14 protein-coding genes are annotated in these 14,654 nt (G+C 67.5%); 13 read left to right on the forward strand and 1 reads right to left on the reverse strand.

The window, feature by feature from the left end:
- The first annotated feature begins 81 nt into the window (after positions 1 to 81).
- The 6 genes from ffh to trmD all read left to right on the forward strand — a co-directional run bounded on the left by ffh (position 82) and on the right by trmD (position 4,538).
- A complete protein-coding gene (ffh, locus tag HEQ16_15290; GenBank protein ID MCO4055379.1) occupies positions 82 to 1,668 on the forward strand; it encodes a signal recognition particle protein in 1,587 nt (528 codons plus the stop codon).
- The gene (locus HEQ16_15295; protein MCO4055380.1) at positions 1,665 to 2,198 is read left to right on the forward strand and encodes a GNAT family N-acetyltransferase; all 534 of its coding nucleotides are present in this window, start codon (positions 1,665 to 1,667) and stop codon (positions 2,196 to 2,198) included. The genes ffh and HEQ16_15295 overlap by 4 nt, the downstream gene beginning before the upstream one ends.
- A 38-nt stretch (positions 2,199 to 2,236) precedes the next feature.
- A complete protein-coding gene (gene rpsP / locus HEQ16_15300; GenBank protein ID MCO4055381.1) occupies positions 2,237 to 2,590 on the forward strand; it encodes a 30S ribosomal protein S16 in 354 nt (117 codons plus the stop codon).
- A gap of 73 nt (positions 2,591 to 2,663) precedes the next feature.
- Entirely contained in the window at positions 2,664 to 3,176 is a 513-nt protein-coding gene (rimM, locus tag HEQ16_15305) for a ribosome maturation factor RimM (GenBank protein MCO4055382.1), read from the forward strand.
- Positions 3,177 to 3,194: 18 nt separating this feature from the next.
- Positions 3,195 to 3,848, forward strand: coding sequence for an HAD family phosphatase (locus HEQ16_15310; GenBank protein MCO4055383.1), 654 nt, complete (start codon positions 3,195 to 3,197; stop codon positions 3,846 to 3,848).
- 9 nt (positions 3,849 to 3,857) lie between these two features.
- The gene (gene trmD, locus HEQ16_15315) at positions 3,858 to 4,538 is read left to right on the forward strand and encodes a tRNA (guanosine(37)-N1)-methyltransferase TrmD (GenBank protein MCO4055384.1); all 681 of its coding nucleotides are present in this window, start codon (positions 3,858 to 3,860) and stop codon (positions 4,536 to 4,538) included.
- Positions 4,539 to 4,540: 2 nt separating this feature from the next.
- Here the strand turns inward: trmD and HEQ16_15320 are convergent, their stop codons facing one another.
- Positions 4,541 to 8,131 carry a 5-oxoprolinase gene (locus HEQ16_15320; GenBank protein MCO4055385.1) on the reverse strand — a complete coding sequence of 1,197 codons (3,591 nt, stop codon included), beginning with the start codon at positions 8,129 to 8,131 and terminating at the stop codon, positions 4,541 to 4,543.
- A 188-nt stretch (positions 8,132 to 8,319) separates the two neighbouring features.
- On the opposite strand from HEQ16_15320, the gene HEQ16_15325 reads away from it, so the two are divergent.
- From HEQ16_15325 to pgeF, 7 genes are all read left to right on the forward strand, one after another.
- Positions 8,320 to 8,865: a TRAP transporter small permease gene (locus tag HEQ16_15325; protein ID MCO4055386.1), complete on the forward strand. Its 546-nt coding sequence runs from the start codon at positions 8,320 to 8,322 to the stop codon at positions 8,863 to 8,865.
- 4 nt (positions 8,866 to 8,869) lie between these two features.
- Complete coding sequence (locus HEQ16_15330; GenBank protein MCO4055387.1) at positions 8,870 to 10,177, forward strand: TRAP transporter large permease subunit; 1,308 nt, start codon at positions 8,870 to 8,872, stop codon at positions 10,175 to 10,177.
- Positions 10,178 to 10,233: 56 nt separating this feature from the next.
- Positions 10,234 to 11,208: a TRAP transporter substrate-binding protein gene (locus tag HEQ16_15335; GenBank protein MCO4055388.1), complete on the forward strand. Its 975-nt coding sequence runs from the start codon at positions 10,234 to 10,236 to the stop codon at positions 11,206 to 11,208.
- Positions 11,209 to 11,302: 94 nt separating this feature from the next.
- A complete protein-coding gene (locus tag HEQ16_15340; protein ID MCO4055389.1) occupies positions 11,303 to 11,854 on the forward strand; it encodes a winged helix DNA-binding protein in 552 nt (183 codons plus the stop codon).
- A gap of 68 nt (positions 11,855 to 11,922) precedes the next feature.
- Positions 11,923 to 12,750 (forward strand): prolipoprotein diacylglyceryl transferase, encoded by an 828-nt coding sequence (locus HEQ16_15345; protein MCO4055390.1) that lies wholly within the window; start codon positions 11,923 to 11,925, stop codon positions 12,748 to 12,750.
- A gap of 16 nt (positions 12,751 to 12,766) precedes the next feature.
- A complete protein-coding gene (locus tag HEQ16_15350) occupies positions 12,767 to 13,861 on the forward strand; it encodes a class I SAM-dependent methyltransferase (GenBank protein MCO4055391.1) in 1,095 nt (364 codons plus the stop codon).
- A 23-nt stretch (positions 13,862 to 13,884) separates the two neighbouring features.
- Positions 13,885 to 14,649, forward strand: coding sequence for a peptidoglycan editing factor PgeF (gene pgeF, locus HEQ16_15355; protein MCO4055392.1), 765 nt, complete (start codon positions 13,885 to 13,887; stop codon positions 14,647 to 14,649).
- Positions 14,650 to 14,654: the final 5 nt, after the last annotated feature.

Below are 14,654 nucleotides of genomic sequence, written 5' to 3' on the forward strand. Positions count from 1 at the left end.
AGCGCGTCGCGCCCTCGGGCGAAAAAGCGTTTGGTCGATGTCTTTGCCGGACAGGCACGCAACACGGATGGTCACGGCCACATGTTCCAGAACCTGAGCGACAAGCTCAATGGCATCCTGCAAGGGCTCACCCGGCGCGGCTCGCTGACGGAAGACGACGTCAACGCGGCGCTGCGCGAGGTTCGGCGCGCCCTGCTGGAAGCGGACGTGGCGCTGGAAGTGGTGCGCAGCTTCACCGACAAGGTTCGCGCCCGCGCCGTCGGCGCCGAGGTTCTGAAGTCGGTCACGCCCGGCCAGCAGGTCATCAAGATCGTCAACGACGTGCTGGTGGACACCCTCGGCGGCGAGGGCGAGGTCATCTCGCTCGACGCCGTGCCGCCTGTGCCGATCCTGATGGTCGGCCTGCAGGGCTCGGGCAAGACCACTTCCACCGCCAAGATCGCCAAGCGCCTCACCGATCGCGACAAGCGCAAGGTGCTGATGGCCTCGCTCGACACGCGCCGCCCGGCTGCGATGGAGCAGCTTGCCATTCTCGGCAAGCAGATCGGCGTCGACACGCTGCCCATCGTCGCTGGCCAGGGCGCCGTGCAGATCGCGCGCCGCGCGCTCGAGGCCGGCAAGCTCGGCGGCTATGACGTGGTCATGCTCGACACCGCCGGCCGCGTCACGCTCGACGAGGCGCTGATGCTGGAGGTGGCCGAGGTCAAGGCCGCCACCGAACCGCATGAGGTGCTGCTGGTTGCCGACGCGCTGACCGGGCAGGACGCGGTCAACACCGCCCGCGCCTTCGACGGCCGCGTGGGCCTGACCGGCATCGTGCTGACCCGTATGGACGGCGATGGCCGTGGCGGCGCGGCGCTCTCCATGCGCGCGGTCACCGGCAAGCCGATCAAGCTGGTCGGCACGGGCGAGAAGGTCGATGCGCTGGAGGAGTTCCACCCCGGGCGCGTCGCCAACCGCATCCTCGGCATGGGCGACATCGTCAGCCTCGTCGAGAAGGCCGCAGCCAACATAGATCAGGCCGCCGCCCAGAAAATGGCCGAACGCATGGCCAAGGGCAAGTTCGACCTTGAGGACATGCGCGGCCAGCTCAAGCAGATGGAGACGATGGGCGGCATCGGCGGCGTGATGGGCATGCTGCCCGGCATCGCCAGGATGAAGCAGCAGATGGCCAGCGCCAATCTCGACGAGCGCGTCATCAAGCGCCAGATCGCCATCATCGATTCCATGACCCCGGCCGAGCGCCGCGACCCGGAATTGCTCAAGGCCAGCCGTAAGCGCCGCATCGCGGCCGGCTCGGGCGCCACGCCAGAGGCCATCAACAAGCTGCTCAAGATGCATCGCGGCATGGCCGACATGATGAAGATGATGGGCAAGCAGAAGGGCGGCCTGCTTGGCAAGATGGGCCAGATGTTCGGGATAGGCGGCGGCGGCATGCCGGACCTCGATCCGTCCAAGATGACGCCCGAGCAGATCGAGCAGATCAAGAAGCTGAGCGGCGGCCAGATGCCCCCCGGCTTCGGCGGCGGCAAGGGCCTTCCTCCCATGCCCCCAGGCCTCGGCGGCGGAATGCCCAAGCTTCCCGGGCTCGGAAACCCCGGCCTTCCCGGCCCCAAGGGCGGCCTCCCCGGCCTCGGCTTCAACCCGTTCGGGGGGAAGAAGAAGTGATCGCGGGCCTCGACATTCCCTCGGTGGAGACCGAGCGGCTGCGCCTGCGCGGCTGGCGGGAAAGCGATGTGGACGGCCTCGTCGAACTGCTCGGCGATGAGGCGCATGCGCGCTTCGTCGGCCCCATGACGTCACGCCCCGATATCTGGCGGCGCATGGCGGGGATGATCGGCCACTGGGTCCTGCGTGGCTATGGAACCTGGGCGGTGACCGAGAAAGGGCGCGATGTCTGCCTTGGCTGGGTCGGCCCGTGGTATCCGGAAGGCTTTTCGGAACCCGAGATCGGCTGGGCGCTCGCGCCATCGGCCATTGGCAGGGGCATCGCCACGGAAGCGGCCGTCGCCGCGCGGCAGTTCGCCTATGACAAGCTCGGCTGGAAGACCGCCGTCAGCTTCATCCATCCCGACAATCATGCTTCCCGGCGCGTCGCGACCAAGCTCGGCGCCGCGCGCGACGGAACCTCGACCGTTCACGGCACTGCGGTGGACGTCTGGCGGCACCCGCCGCCCGGCGCGCTGTCACCTGCCTGAAATCCTGCAACACGACACATCAAACCTGGGAGACCAACATGTCCGTGAAGATCCGCCTCGCCCGTGGCGGCGCCAAGAAGCGCCCGCACTACCAGATCGTCATCGCTGACAGCCATTCGCCGCGCGATGGCCGTTTCATCGAGCGCATCGGCCGCTTCGATCCCATGAAGCCGAAGGACCATGCCGAGCGCGTGGTGCTGGACCTCGATAAGGCCGCAGCCTGGCTCGCCAAGGGCGCCCAGCCCACCGATCGCGTGGCCCGCTTCCTCGACGCCGCCGGCCTGATCAAGCGCAAGCCCCGCAACAACCCCGAGAAGGCCGTTCCCGGCGACAAGATGAAGGAGCGCGCCGAGAAGAAGGCCGCTCGCGCCGCCGCCCCCGCCGAAGCGTGATGCGCCACGCACCTGCGTCGTTCCGGGCCCGGCTTCGCCAGCCCGCGACGACGCAGCATCGCGCCGGCTGGTGATGCCTGCCAACCTCGTCCTTCTCGGCCGCTTCGGCCGCCCCCATGGGGTGAAGGGGGAGGTGCGCCTGCAATCCTTCACGGCCGACCCGCTGGCCATCGCCGGCTATGGCCCGCTCGCCAGCGCCGACGGCTTGCGCAGCTTCAGCCTGTCGGCTCGCGCTGCGGGCGACATGCTGATCGCGCGCGTCGAGGGTGTCGCCTCGCGCGAGGCGGCCGAGGCGCTCAACGGGCTCGAACTGTTCGCCCCGCGCGAGCGCCTGCCCGCGCCGGCCGAGGATGACGAGTTCCTGATGGCGGACCTTGTCGGCTGCCGCGCCGAACGCGCGGACGGCACGCTCATGGGCACGGTCATCGACGTGCCCAATTACGGCGCCGGCGACCTTCTCGACATCAAGCGGCAAGGCGGCGGCGCCAGCGTGCTGATGCCGTTCACCCGCGCCTTCGCTCCCCTGGTCGACATTGAAGGGGGGCGTGTCGTCATCGATCCGCCTGCCGGCCTGTTCGACGACTGACCATCAAGGATCCGCGCCATGCGCTTTCGCGCCCTGATCTTCGACATGGACGGCACGATCGTCGACAATATGGGCTTTCACAACAGGGCCTGGGCCATCTGGCACCAGCGCCAGGGCCTGCCCTTCGACGAGGCCAATTTCTTCGCGCGCACCGCCGGCAAGGCCAATGCCGAAATCCTTGACCCGCTCTTTCCCGCAGCGAACGCCGCCGAGATCGAGCGCCATGCCGAGGACAAGGAAGCGATCTACCGCCAGATCTATGCCGCCCATGCCGAGCCGCTGCCAGGGCTGATGGAGCTTCTGGCGCTTGCCGAGGCGCGGAACATCCCCAAAGCCGTCGCCACCGCCGCCCCGCCCGGCAACATCGAGGCCGTGCTCGACAGGCTGGATCTTCGCAATCGCTTCGTCACGGTCGTGTCGCCCTCGCAGGGCTTCCGCGGCAAGCCGCACCCCGACATGTTCCTCGCAGCCGCAGAGCGCATGGGTGCGGCCCCGGCGGACTGCCTCGTCTTCGAGGATGCGCCGCTGGGCATCGAGGCGGCGAGGCGCGCAGGCATGAAGGCCGTGGCGCTGCTGACCATGCTCGCTGCTTCCGACTTCTCCGCCAGTGGCACCGTCATCGCAGCCGTGAAGGACTTCACGGCTCTGGACGGCGCCGCGCTTTTGGCCTGACATGGGCCGATGAGCTTTCACGCCACCGTCCTCACGCTTTATCCGGAGATGTATCCGGGCCCCCTCGGCGTCTCGCTCTCCGGCGAGGCGCTGAAGTCGGGCCTGTGGTCGCTTGAGACGCGGCAGATCCGCGAGCACGGGCTCGGCCGCCATCGCGCGGTGGACGACACCCCGGCGGGCGGCGGCCCCGGCATGGTACTGCGCTGCGACGTCATCGCAGCCGCCATCGACGCGGCGCTGCAGCCGGATGATCCGCGCCCGCGCCTGTTGATGAGCCCTCGTGGCCGGCCTTTCACGCAGGCCCGCGCCCGCGCGCTGGCTGCCGGGCCGGGCGCGCTCATCCTTTGCGGCCGCTTCGAGGGCGTGGACCAGCGCGTCATCGAGGCGCGCGGGCTCGAGGAGGTGTCGGTCGGCGATTACGTGCTTTCGGGCGGGGAGATCGCCGCCATGATCGTGCTCGACGCGGTGGTGCGCCTCATCCCCGGAGTGATGGGCAAGGCCCTTTCCGGCGTGGACGAGAGCTTCGAGGGCGGCCTGCTCGAATACCCGCAATACACCCGCCCGCGCGAGTGGGAGGGGCGCGCCATCCCCGACGTGCTGAACGGCGGCAACCATGCCGCGATCGAGCGCTGGCGGCGCGAGCAGGCCGAGGCCCTTACCCGCGCGCGCCGGCCCGATCTGCTGGCCTGATCTCAGGCCTTGCCGAAGCCGCCGGCTGTCGGCGTCACCACGGTCACAGCCTCGCCGGCTTCCAGCACGGTCTGGTCGGAGCCCTTGAGCGTCTCGATGCGGCCATCGAGGCGGCGCACCAGCGTGCGGCCCACCTCGCCATCGCCGCCCCCGGCAAGCCCGCGCGGCGGAACCTCGCGATGCTGGCTGAGGATGGCGCAGTCCATGCGCTGGCGGAAGCGGATCGTGCGCGACGTGCCATCGCCCGCGCTCCACTTGCCCTTGCCGCCCGAGCCCTTCCGGATGTGGAAATCCTCGAGCACCACGGGAAAGCGCGTCTCGAAGATCTCAGGGTCTGTCAGGCGCGAATTGGTCATGTGCACATGCACGCCATCCGTGCCGTCGAAGCCCTCCCCGGCGGGCGAGCCGGAGCAGATCGTCTCGTAATACTGATAGGCCGCATCGCCGAAGGTGAGGTTGTTCATCGTGCCCTGGCTGGTGCTCATGGCGCCCAGTGCCCCGAACAGTGCGTTGGTCACAGACTGGCTGACCTCGACATTGCCCGCCACCACCGCTGCCGGATATTCCGGGCTGAGCATGGAGCGGGGCGGGATCACGATGTTGATCGGCTTGAGGCAGCCGGCATTCATCGGGATGTCGTCGTCAACCATCACGCGGAAGACATAGAGCACCGCCGCGCGGGTCACCGGCGCGGGGGCGTTGAAGTTGTCGGTCTGCTGGGGGCTGGTGCCGGTGAAGTCGACGGTCGCCTCGCGCCTGGCTCTATCCACAGTGATGGCGACGCGGATCTGGCGGCCGCCATCCATGACGAAGGTGTATTCACTGTCCTTAAGCCGATCGAGCACGCGGCGCACGCTCTCCTCGGCATTATCCTGGACATGGCCCATATAGGCCTGCACCACATCGATGCCGAAGAGCTTGATGACCTTCTTGAGCTCCGAAACGCCCTTCTCGTTGGCCGCGATCTGCGCCTTGAGGTCAGCCACGTTCTGCGTGACGTTGCGCACGGGATACCTGGCGCCCGTCAGCAGCGCGACCAGTTCCTGCTCACGGAAGCGGCCCTGATCGACAAGCTTGAAGTTGTCGATGTAGACGCCTTCCTCCTCGATATGGGTCGCAAGAGGGCTCATCGAGCCGGGCGCCACGCCGCCGACATCGGCGTGATGGCCGCGGCTCGCCACCCAGAAGATGACCTCGCGCCCGGCCGCATCGAAAACCGGCGTGCACACGGTGATGTCGGGCAGATGCGTGCCGCCATTGTAGGGCGCGTTGATGGCGAAGACGTCGCCGGGGCGGATCACCGGGTTCTGCCGGATGATCGTCTCAACCGACTTGTCCATCGAGCCCAGATGCACCGGCATGTGCGGGGCATTGGCCACCAGGCTCGCCTTGGCGTCGAACACGGCGCAGGAGAAGTCGAGCCGCTCCTTGATGTTGACCGAATACGCCGTGTTCTGCAGCGCCACGCCCATCTGCTCGGCGATCGACATGAACAGGTTGTTGAAGATTTCGAGCATGACCGGATCGGCCTTCGTGCCGACTGCGGCGCGCCGCTCCAGCGCCTCTTCGCGCGTCAGCACGACATGGTCCTTCGCCGTCAGCCGGCCGACCCAGCCGGGCTCGATCACGATCGTCTGGTTGGGCTCTACGATGATGGCGGGCCCCGCCACGCGGGCGCCGGGCGCCATGGCCTCGCGCTTCACCACCACCGCCTCATGCCAGGCGCCATGGCTGTAGAAGCGCGTGGTCTGCGCCGCGCGCGGCTTGTGCTCGGCCGCCGGGTGCGACGGCTCCTCGAAGCGTGCGCCGCCGCCCACCGCCTCGACCTCGACCGCCTCGACCACCAGCAGCTTCGACGCATCGACGAAGCCGAACCGCGCCTTGTGCTGCGCCTCGAACTCGGCCCGCATCTGCGCGGGATAGGCCTCCGCCACCGGCAAGGTGGTATCCGTGCCCGAGTAGCGCACATGGGCGCGCACATGCACCGCGACATCCGCCGCCGGCACGCCCTGCCCCGCCAGCTCGCTGCGGCAGATCTCCTCAAGCCCGGCCGCCATCAAGCGCAACGCCATCGGGGTGGCCTCATCGAGCGGCAAGTCGAGCGCCTTCTGACGCACGGCCCGCACCTCGGCGAGACCCATGCCATAGGCCGACAGCAGCCCCGAGAGCGGATGCAGCAGCACGGTCGTCATGCCCAGCGCATCGGCCACGAGGCAGGCGTGCTGCCCGCCCGCCCCGCCGAAGCAATTGAGCGCGTAGCGGGTCACGTCATAGCCGCGCTGCACCGAGATTTTCTTGATCGCCTCGGCCATATTGGCCACCGCTATCTGGATGAAGCCGTCGGCTACATCCTCTGCCGCGCGCCCGTCGCCCACGGCGCGGGCCATGTCGGCGAACTTCGCCCTTACGGCATCCGCGTCGAGCGGCTCGGACTGGTTAGGGCCGAAGATCGGGGGAAAGAAATCCGGCATAAGCTTGCCGACCATCACATTGGCGTCGGTGACGGCGAGTGGCCCGCCGCGCCGGTAGCATGCAGGGCCCGGATTGGCGCCGGCCGAATCGGGGCCCACGCGGAAGCGCGAGCCGTCGAAATGCAGGATCGAGCCGCCGCCGGCCGCAACCGTGTGGATCAGCATCATCGGTGCGCGGATGCGCACCCCCGCCACCTCGGTCTCGAAAGAGCGCTCATAGGCGCCGTCATAATGGGCCACATCCGTCGAGGTGCCGCCCATGTCGAAGCCGATGACGTCATTGAAGCCGGCAGAGCGCCCGGTCTCCGCGAGCCCGACGACGCCGCCCGCAGGCCCGGACAGGATGGCATCCTTGCCCTGGAACAGGTTGGCGGCGGTGAGCCCACCCGACGACATCATGAACATAAGCCGCGCGCCGGAGCGCTCGACATCAAGTTCGCCTGCCACCTGCGCGACATAGCGGCTCAGGATCGGCGAGAGATAAGCGTCCACCACCGTGGTGTCGCCACGCCCCACCAGCTTGATCAGCGGCGAAACCTCGTGGCTGATCGAGACCTGCGGAAATCCGATCTCCCGCGCAAGCGCGCCCACGGCGGCCTCGTGGGCGGGAAAGCGGTAGCCGTGCATGAAGGCGATGGCCACCGCGCGGTAGCCGGCTTCGAAGGCGGCCTTCAGATCGGCCCGGATGCGGGCCAGATCAGGCGCAGCCTCGACGACGCCGTCAGCCAGCACCCGCTCATCCACCTCGATCACGCGGTCATAGAGCTGATCTGGCTTGATGATCTTCTTGGCGAAGATTTTCGGCCGGGCCTGATAGCCGATGCGCAGCGCGTCGCGGAATCCGCGCGTGATCACCAGAAGCGTGGGCTCGCCCTTGCGCTCCAGCAGCGCATTGGTGGCCACGGTGGTGCCCATGCGCACCTCGCCCACCAGCCCTGACGGGATCGGATCGCCGGCCTTCAGCCCCAGAAGGCTGCGGATGCCATGCACCGCCGCATCCTTGTAGGCCTCGGGATTCTCCGACAGCACCTTGCGCGCGTGGAGCCTGCCGGCGGGATCGCGCCCGATCACATCCGTGAAGGTGCCGCCGCGGTCGATCCAGAAATCCCAGCTTCCAGCCATGTCGATCAATCCCCAAACAGCGCCAGAGCAGCGCGAGATTCTCTTTTGCATATTATATCGATAAATTGTTGACAATATGTCGATGATTGCTAACTTGCGGAAAGGCGTCCGAATGCGCAACAATCTGGAAAAAGGGCGGCCGCCAAGACATCGATCATGTCTCCGCGCGGTCCGGAGGGGAAGGGCTGATGCTACGCAAGGTTCTGGACGCAGCCTATCTGGGCGCCGGCATTCTGGCCGGCGTCTTCCTGGTCGCCATCCTCGTCCTGATGATGGTGATGTCGCTGGGCCGCCCGCTCGGCATCAACATCCCGTCAGGCGACGATTTCGCGGCCTGGTCCATGGCGGCCATGTCCTTCCTGGGGCTGGCCTACACCTTCAAGTCGGGCGACATGATCCGGGTCGGGTTGCTGGTCGACAGCCTTTCGGGCCGCAGCAAGCAGATGGTCGAGATCATCTGCCTTGTGCTCGCGGTCGGGTTCGTTGGCTTCTTCGCGTGGCATGCCGTCGTCTTCACGCAGTTTTCATGGATCCTGAACGACCGGGCGACGGGCGTTGTGCCGGTTCCGCTCTGGATTCCGCAGTTGGCCTATTGCGGCGGCCTTGTGCTTCTCACCATCGCGCTGGTCGACGAGTTGATCCATGTGCTCAGCGGCCATCCGCCCCGCTACGAGAAGCCCAAGCCGAAGACTGCCGAAGAGGTCATCGAGCAAGCCATTCAGAGCGCGGTGTAGTCCGATGGATCTCGTCTCGATTTCGCTTCTGCTGCTTGTTTTCCTCATGGTGCTGCTGCTTGGCGGCGTCTGGATCGCCATCGCGCTCCTCGCCACCGGCTATGTCGGCATGCAGTTCGTGGCCGGGAACATCCCCGCGGGGTCCGTCCTGGCCACCACCATCTGGGGCAATTCTGCGTCATGGGAACTGGCGGCCTTGCCGCTCTTCATCTGGATGGGCGAAATCCTTTTCCGGACAAAGCTGTCGGAGGAGATGTTCAAAGGCCTCGCGCCCTGGCTGAACCGCATCCCCGGCCGGCTCATGCACGTCAATGTTCTGGCCTCGGGCCTGTTCGGCTCGGTTTCCGGCTCCTCGGCGGCCACAACCGCCACCGTCGCCAAGATCGCGCTGCCCGAGCTCAAGCGTCGCGGCTATGACGAGAAGCTGGCGCTGGGCTCGCTCGCCGGCGCCGGCACGCTCGGCATCCTGATCCCGCCCTCGATCACGATGGTCATCTATGCGGTGGCCGCCAATGTCTCGATCATCCAGGTCTTCCTCGCGGGCTTCATTCCGGGCGCGATCGTGATGGGCCTCTACAGCGGCTACATCATCGTCTGGCACCTGCTTCACCCTGACCGCTCGCCGCCGCCGGAGCCGAAGACGAGCTTCCGGCAGAAGCTGCATGAATCGCGCAATCTCATTCCGGTTTCGCTGCTCATCCTCCTGGTCTTCGTATCTCTTGGCGCAGGCTGGGCGACGGCCACGGAATGCGCGGCCTGGGGCGTCGTCGGCTCCTTCGCCATCGCCGCCTGGCAGGGCTTCCTGACGCGCGAATCCTTCTGGCAGAGCGTCATGGGCACGGTGAAGGTCACCTGCATGATCATGCTCATCCTGGCGGGCGCGGCCTTCATGAAGCAGTCCATGGGCTACACCGGCATTCCGAACGCGCTCGCATCCTGGGTGGATGGCCTCGACCTCAGCCCCTACGCGCTCATCGCGGTGCTGACGGTCATGTACATCATTCTCGGCACCGCTCTCGACGGCATCTCCATGATCGTGCTCACCACCGCCGTCGTGCTGCCGATGATCGAGAAGGCCGGCTTCAACCTGATTTGGTTCGGCATCTTCATGGTGCTGGTGGTGGAGATGGCCGAAATTTCGCCCCCGGTCGGCTTCAACCTGTTCGTTCTGCAGACGATGTCGGGCAAGGATTCCAACTTTGTCGCGCTGGCCGCCTTGCCCTTCTTCTTCCTGTTGATCGGCGCGGTGGCGATCGTCACCGTGTTCCCTGGCCTCGTGATGTGGCTGCCGCAGCTCGTCTTTCCCGGATGATCTCTTTTCCCGTCTTTCAACCCGCTCGTGGAGGAGCAAACATGAACCGCAGATACATGATGAAGGCCGCCTTCCTGGCTGCCACAGCGAGCCTGGGCCTGATGGCCGCGCCGGCCATGGCGCAGGTGAAATGGAACCTTCCGGCCGCCTATGCCAACACCAATTTCCACACCGAGAACCTGGTCGAGTTCGCCAGGGATGTGGAGCGCCTGACGGGCGGCAAGCTCTCGATCACGGTTCATGGCAACGCGTCGCTGTTCAAGGCCCCCGAGATCAAGCGCGCCGTCGCGACAGGGCAGGCCCAGATCGGCGAGGTGCTGATCTCGATCCACGAGAACGAGAATCCGCTCTTCGGCCTCGACGTGGTGCCCTTCCTCGCCACTTCCTTCGCCGATTCCAAGAAGCTGTGGGAGGCCTCGCGCCCGGCCATCGCCAAGGCGCTCGACGCACAGGGCCTGATGGTGCTCATGGCCGTGCCATGGCCGCCGCAGGGCATCTACGCCAAGAAGGAACTGAACTCGGTGGCTGACATGCGTGGCCTCAAGTGGCGCGCCTACAATGTCGGAACGGCCCGCATAGCCGAGATCGTCGGCGCTCAGCCGCTCACCATCCAGGCGGCCGAACTGCCGCAGGCGCTGGCGACCGGCGTAGCCGACAGTTTCATGTCCTCGGGCGCCACGGGCTACGACACCAAGGTCTGGGAGTCGCTCACCCATTTCTATGACACGCAGGCCTGGATCCCGAACAACATCACCTTCGTGAACAAGGCAGCCTTCGCCGCTCTCGACAAGCCGACGCAGGACGCGGTGCTCAAGGCAGCCGCCGATGCCGAGGCGCGCGGCCGCCGCATCGCCGAGGAGCGGACCAACTGGTTCCTCAAGGAACTGACCGCCAAAGGCATGAAGGTCCTGCCGCCTTCGCCGGCTTTCAAGGATGGCCTCGCCAAGGTCGGCGAGCAGCTGACGGCCGACTGGCTGAAGAAGGCTGGCGCCGACGGCCAGGCCGTTATCGAGGCGTTCAAGAAGAAGTGACGTCGCCTTGCGGCCTTTGCGTGGGCCACGCCTCACATGCAGCGCCGCCATGGGTCACCGTGGCGGCGCCTTTCCATTCAGCCCAGGAGTTGCCATGACGGACCCTGCCGCGGAGCCCGCCAGCGGGACGTCGCCGCTGCGCGCGCTCGGCCCGATCGTCTCATCCGGCCATCTGGCCTCGGGAGCGCTGCCGGCCCTTTCGGAGCTGGAGTTCGGCATGATCATGACGGTGCATGCATTCAACCGCTGGATGGTGCGCTGCATGGCGGCCGCCGGCGTGCCGGATCTGTCGCCGCTCGACGTTCTGGTGCTGCACAATGTCAACCATCGCGGCAAGGCCAAGCGCCTCGCCGATGTCTGCCTCGTGCTCAACATCGAGGACACCCATGTCGTCAGCTATTCGCTGAAGAAGCTTGAAAAGCTCAAGCTTGTGAAGGCTGGCCGGCTCGGCAAGGAAAAGACCGTGCAGGTGACCGCCTCGGGCGAGGCGCTGTGCGCGCGCTACCGCGATGTTCGTGAAGCGCTGCTGATCCGGTCCGTTCTGGGCACGGGCGTGGACGCCGCGCGGCTGTCGGACATTGCGGCCCAGCTCCGGGCGCTGTCCGGCCAGTACGATCAGGCGGCGCGGGCGGCCGCCAGCCTCTAGGGACACGCCGCCTGGCGCCGTCAGCGCGGGGCTTGACCCGGCGGTTGCGATCCCGCACCTCTCGGGCCATGCCCGTGCTGACCATGCCTGTCCTCGCCATCCCCTTCCCCATCATCGATCCGATCGCCGTTTCCATCGGCCCGCTGGCCCTGCGCTGGTATGGGCTGGCCTATGTCGCGGGGCTGCTCGGCGGCTGGCTTTATGCCCGCTGGCTGGTGCAGCGCGACGGGCTGTGGGCAGGCCGCGGCCGGCCCGATCCTGTCGCGCTCGACGACATGCTGATCTGGGTCGCCATCGGCGTGGTGCTGGGCGGACGGCTTGGCTATGTGCTGTTCTACGACTTTGCTTCCTATGCAGCCGATCCGGCGCAGATCCTCGCGGTCTGGCGCGGCGGCATGTCCTTCCATGGCGGTCTCGTGGGCGCGATCACCGCGCTTGCCCTCTTTGCCCGGCGCAAGGGCTACAATCCGCTCTCGGTCTTCGACATTGCCGCAGCGGTGGTCCCCATCGGGCTCTTTTTCGGGCGCCTCGCCAATTTCATCAATGGCGAGCTATGGGGCCGTCCGGCGCCGGACCTGCCCTGGGCCATGGTCTTTCCCGAAGGCGGGCCGGTGCCGCGCCATCCCAGCCAGCTGTATCAGGCGATGCTGGAAGGCCCCGCGCTTTTCATCGTGCTGGCCTGGGCGTTGAGCCGCTTCGGCTTTCACCGGCCCGGCCTGATCGCAGGCGTCTTCGGCATCGGCTATGCCATCGCCCGCATCGTCAGCGAGATGTTCCGGCAGCCCGACCCGCAGCTCGGCTTCCTCATCGGCGGCGTGACCATGGGCATGCTGTTGTCCCTGCCCATGCTGGGGGCCGGGCTCTGGCTGGCGCTCAGGGCCCGCAAGGCTCCCTGATGCAGGCCTCCGCGCCATGACGCGCCTGAAAGCCGAGATTGCGGAGCGGATTGCGCTCGATGGCCCCATGCCCGTCGACCGCTACATGGCGCTGTGCCTCAGCCATCCCACGCTTGGCTATTACACGACCCGCGATCCCTTCGGCGCGGCAGGCGACTTCACCACCGCTCCGGAGATCAGCCAGGTCTTCGGGGAGTTGATCGGGCTGTGGGCCGCACAGACCTGGCTGGGGCTTGGCGCGCCGCCGCGCCTTCGCCTTGTGGAGATCGGCCCCGGACGCGGCACGCTGATGGCCGATGCGCTCCGCGCCATCGCAAGGGCGCTGCCCGCCATGATGTCAGCGCTCGAGGTCCGCATGGTGGAGACATCGCGCACCTTGCAAGCCGCCCAGCAGGCGCGCCTGGCCCAAGCCGGCGCCGTCATCAGGTGGACCGAGCATGCCGAGGCCGCGCTCGACGGACCGGTTATCGTGATCGCCAACGAGTTGCTGGATGCGCTGCCGGTTCGCCAGTTCGTCCGGACAGCCCGGGGTTGGCACGAGCGGCTTGTCGGGCTTGGCGAGGCTGGCGAGTTCGCCTTCGGCCTCGCGCCAGACCCGGACCCGGGATTGCGGATGGAGGCCCACGAGGGCGCCGTTCTGGAGCTCAGCCCGGCATCCGACGCCCTGCTGGCGACAGTGGCCCGCCACATCGCGGCGGAGGGCGGGGCCGCACTGTTCATCGATTACGGCTTCACGCAGGGCGGCTTCGGCGACACCCTGCAGGCCATGCAGCGCCATGGCTTCGTCGATCCTCTAGCCGGGCCGGGGGAAGCGGACCTGACGACCCATGTCAACTTCGCCCGCGCGGCCGACCTGGCGCGGGCGCAGGGCGCGCGGGTCTTCGGCCCCGTCACGCAGGCCGCGTTCCTGCTGGGCCTTGGCCTGACGCAACGCGCGGCCACGCTGCGCCGGGCGGCGACGCCGGCCCAGGCGGCGGCGCTGGACGCCAGCCTGGCGCGGCTTACCGACAGCGCCGAGCGCGGCATGGGCCAGCTCTTCAAGGCCATCGCCTTTGCCCATCCTTCCATCGAAGCGCTGGCGGGGTTCGACGCCGCCGCCCCCAACCCGTGATCCGGCTCGAGGAGCCAGCCCGCATGTTCATCACCGCCCCCGACCTCGCCGCGCTGCCCGGCATCCGCCACGCCTTCTTCACCCGTCAGGGCGGCGCCTCGCAAGGCATCTATGCTTCGCTCAACGGGGGCCTCGGCTCGCAGGACGACAAGGCCGCCATCGCAGAGAACCGCCGGCGCATGGCCGAGGCGCTGGCGGTGGCGCCGGACCGGCTCCTGAGCCTGTATCAGGTCCACTCCGCCGATGTCGTCGTCGCGGACGGGCCATGGCCGGGCGACAAGCCGAGGGCAGACGCCATGGTGACGCGCATGCGGGGCCTGGCGCTTGGCGTGTCCAGCGCCGATTGCGGGCCGATCCTCTTTGCCGACGCCAAGGCCGGCGTCATCGGCGCGGCGCATTCGGGCTGGAAGGGCGCCTTCACCGGCATCGGCGAAGCGACGCTGGCCGCCATGGAGCGGCTCGGCGCACGCCGGAACAATGTCGTGGCGGTGCTCGGCCCCACCATCGGCCCGAACGCCTATGAGGTGGGTCCGGAATTCGTGCAGCGCTTCGAGGAGGCGGATGCGGCGCATAGGCGCTTCTTCGCGCCTTCGCAGCGCCATGGCCACGCCATGTTCGACCTGCCAGCCTTCATCGGCGCGCACTTGCGGGCGGCGGGCGTGGGCCGCTTCGTCGATCTTGGCCTGTGCACCTATTCCGACCCGGAACGCTTCTTCAGCTACCGGATGACCACCCACAAGGGCGAGCCGGATTATGGGCGGCTGATATCGGCCATCTCTCTCGACTGAGCTTG

The sequence above is a fragment of the Bosea sp. (in: a-proteobacteria) genome (genome assembly GCA_023910605.1).
Classification (GTDB): domain Bacteria; phylum Pseudomonadota; class Alphaproteobacteria; order Rhizobiales; family Beijerinckiaceae; genus Allobosea.

Coding starts and splice junctions, on each gene's coding strand:
- ffh (MCO4055379.1), top strand. CDS start 82: ATGTTCCAGAACCTGAGCGACAAGCTCAATGGCATCCTGCAAGGGCTC.
- trmD (MCO4055384.1), top strand. CDS start 3,858: ATGAGCTTTCACGCCACCGTCCTCACGCTTTATCCGGAGATGTATCCG.
- rimM (MCO4055382.1), top strand. CDS start 2,664: ATGCCTGCCAACCTCGTCCTTCTCGGCCGCTTCGGCCGCCCCCATGGG.
- HEQ16_15350 (MCO4055391.1), top strand. CDS start 12,767: ATGACGCGCCTGAAAGCCGAGATTGCGGAGCGGATTGCGCTCGATGGC.
- HEQ16_15325 (MCO4055386.1), top strand. CDS start 8,320: ATGCTACGCAAGGTTCTGGACGCAGCCTATCTGGGCGCCGGCATTCTG.
- rpsP (MCO4055381.1), top strand. CDS start 2,237: ATGTCCGTGAAGATCCGCCTCGCCCGTGGCGGCGCCAAGAAGCGCCCG.
- HEQ16_15345 (MCO4055390.1), top strand. CDS start 11,923: ATGCCCGTGCTGACCATGCCTGTCCTCGCCATCCCCTTCCCCATCATC.
- HEQ16_15340 (MCO4055389.1), top strand. CDS start 11,303: ATGACGGACCCTGCCGCGGAGCCCGCCAGCGGGACGTCGCCGCTGCGC.
- pgeF (MCO4055392.1), top strand. CDS start 13,885: ATGTTCATCACCGCCCCCGACCTCGCCGCGCTGCCCGGCATCCGCCAC.
- HEQ16_15330 (MCO4055387.1), top strand. CDS start 8,870: ATGGATCTCGTCTCGATTTCGCTTCTGCTGCTTGTTTTCCTCATGGTG.
- HEQ16_15310 (MCO4055383.1), top strand. CDS start 3,195: ATGCGCTTTCGCGCCCTGATCTTCGACATGGACGGCACGATCGTCGAC.
- HEQ16_15335 (MCO4055388.1), top strand. CDS start 10,234: ATGATGAAGGCCGCCTTCCTGGCTGCCACAGCGAGCCTGGGCCTGATG.
- HEQ16_15320 (MCO4055385.1), bottom strand. CDS start 8,131: ATGGCTGGAAGCTGGGATTTCTGGATCGACCGCGGCGGCACCTTCACG.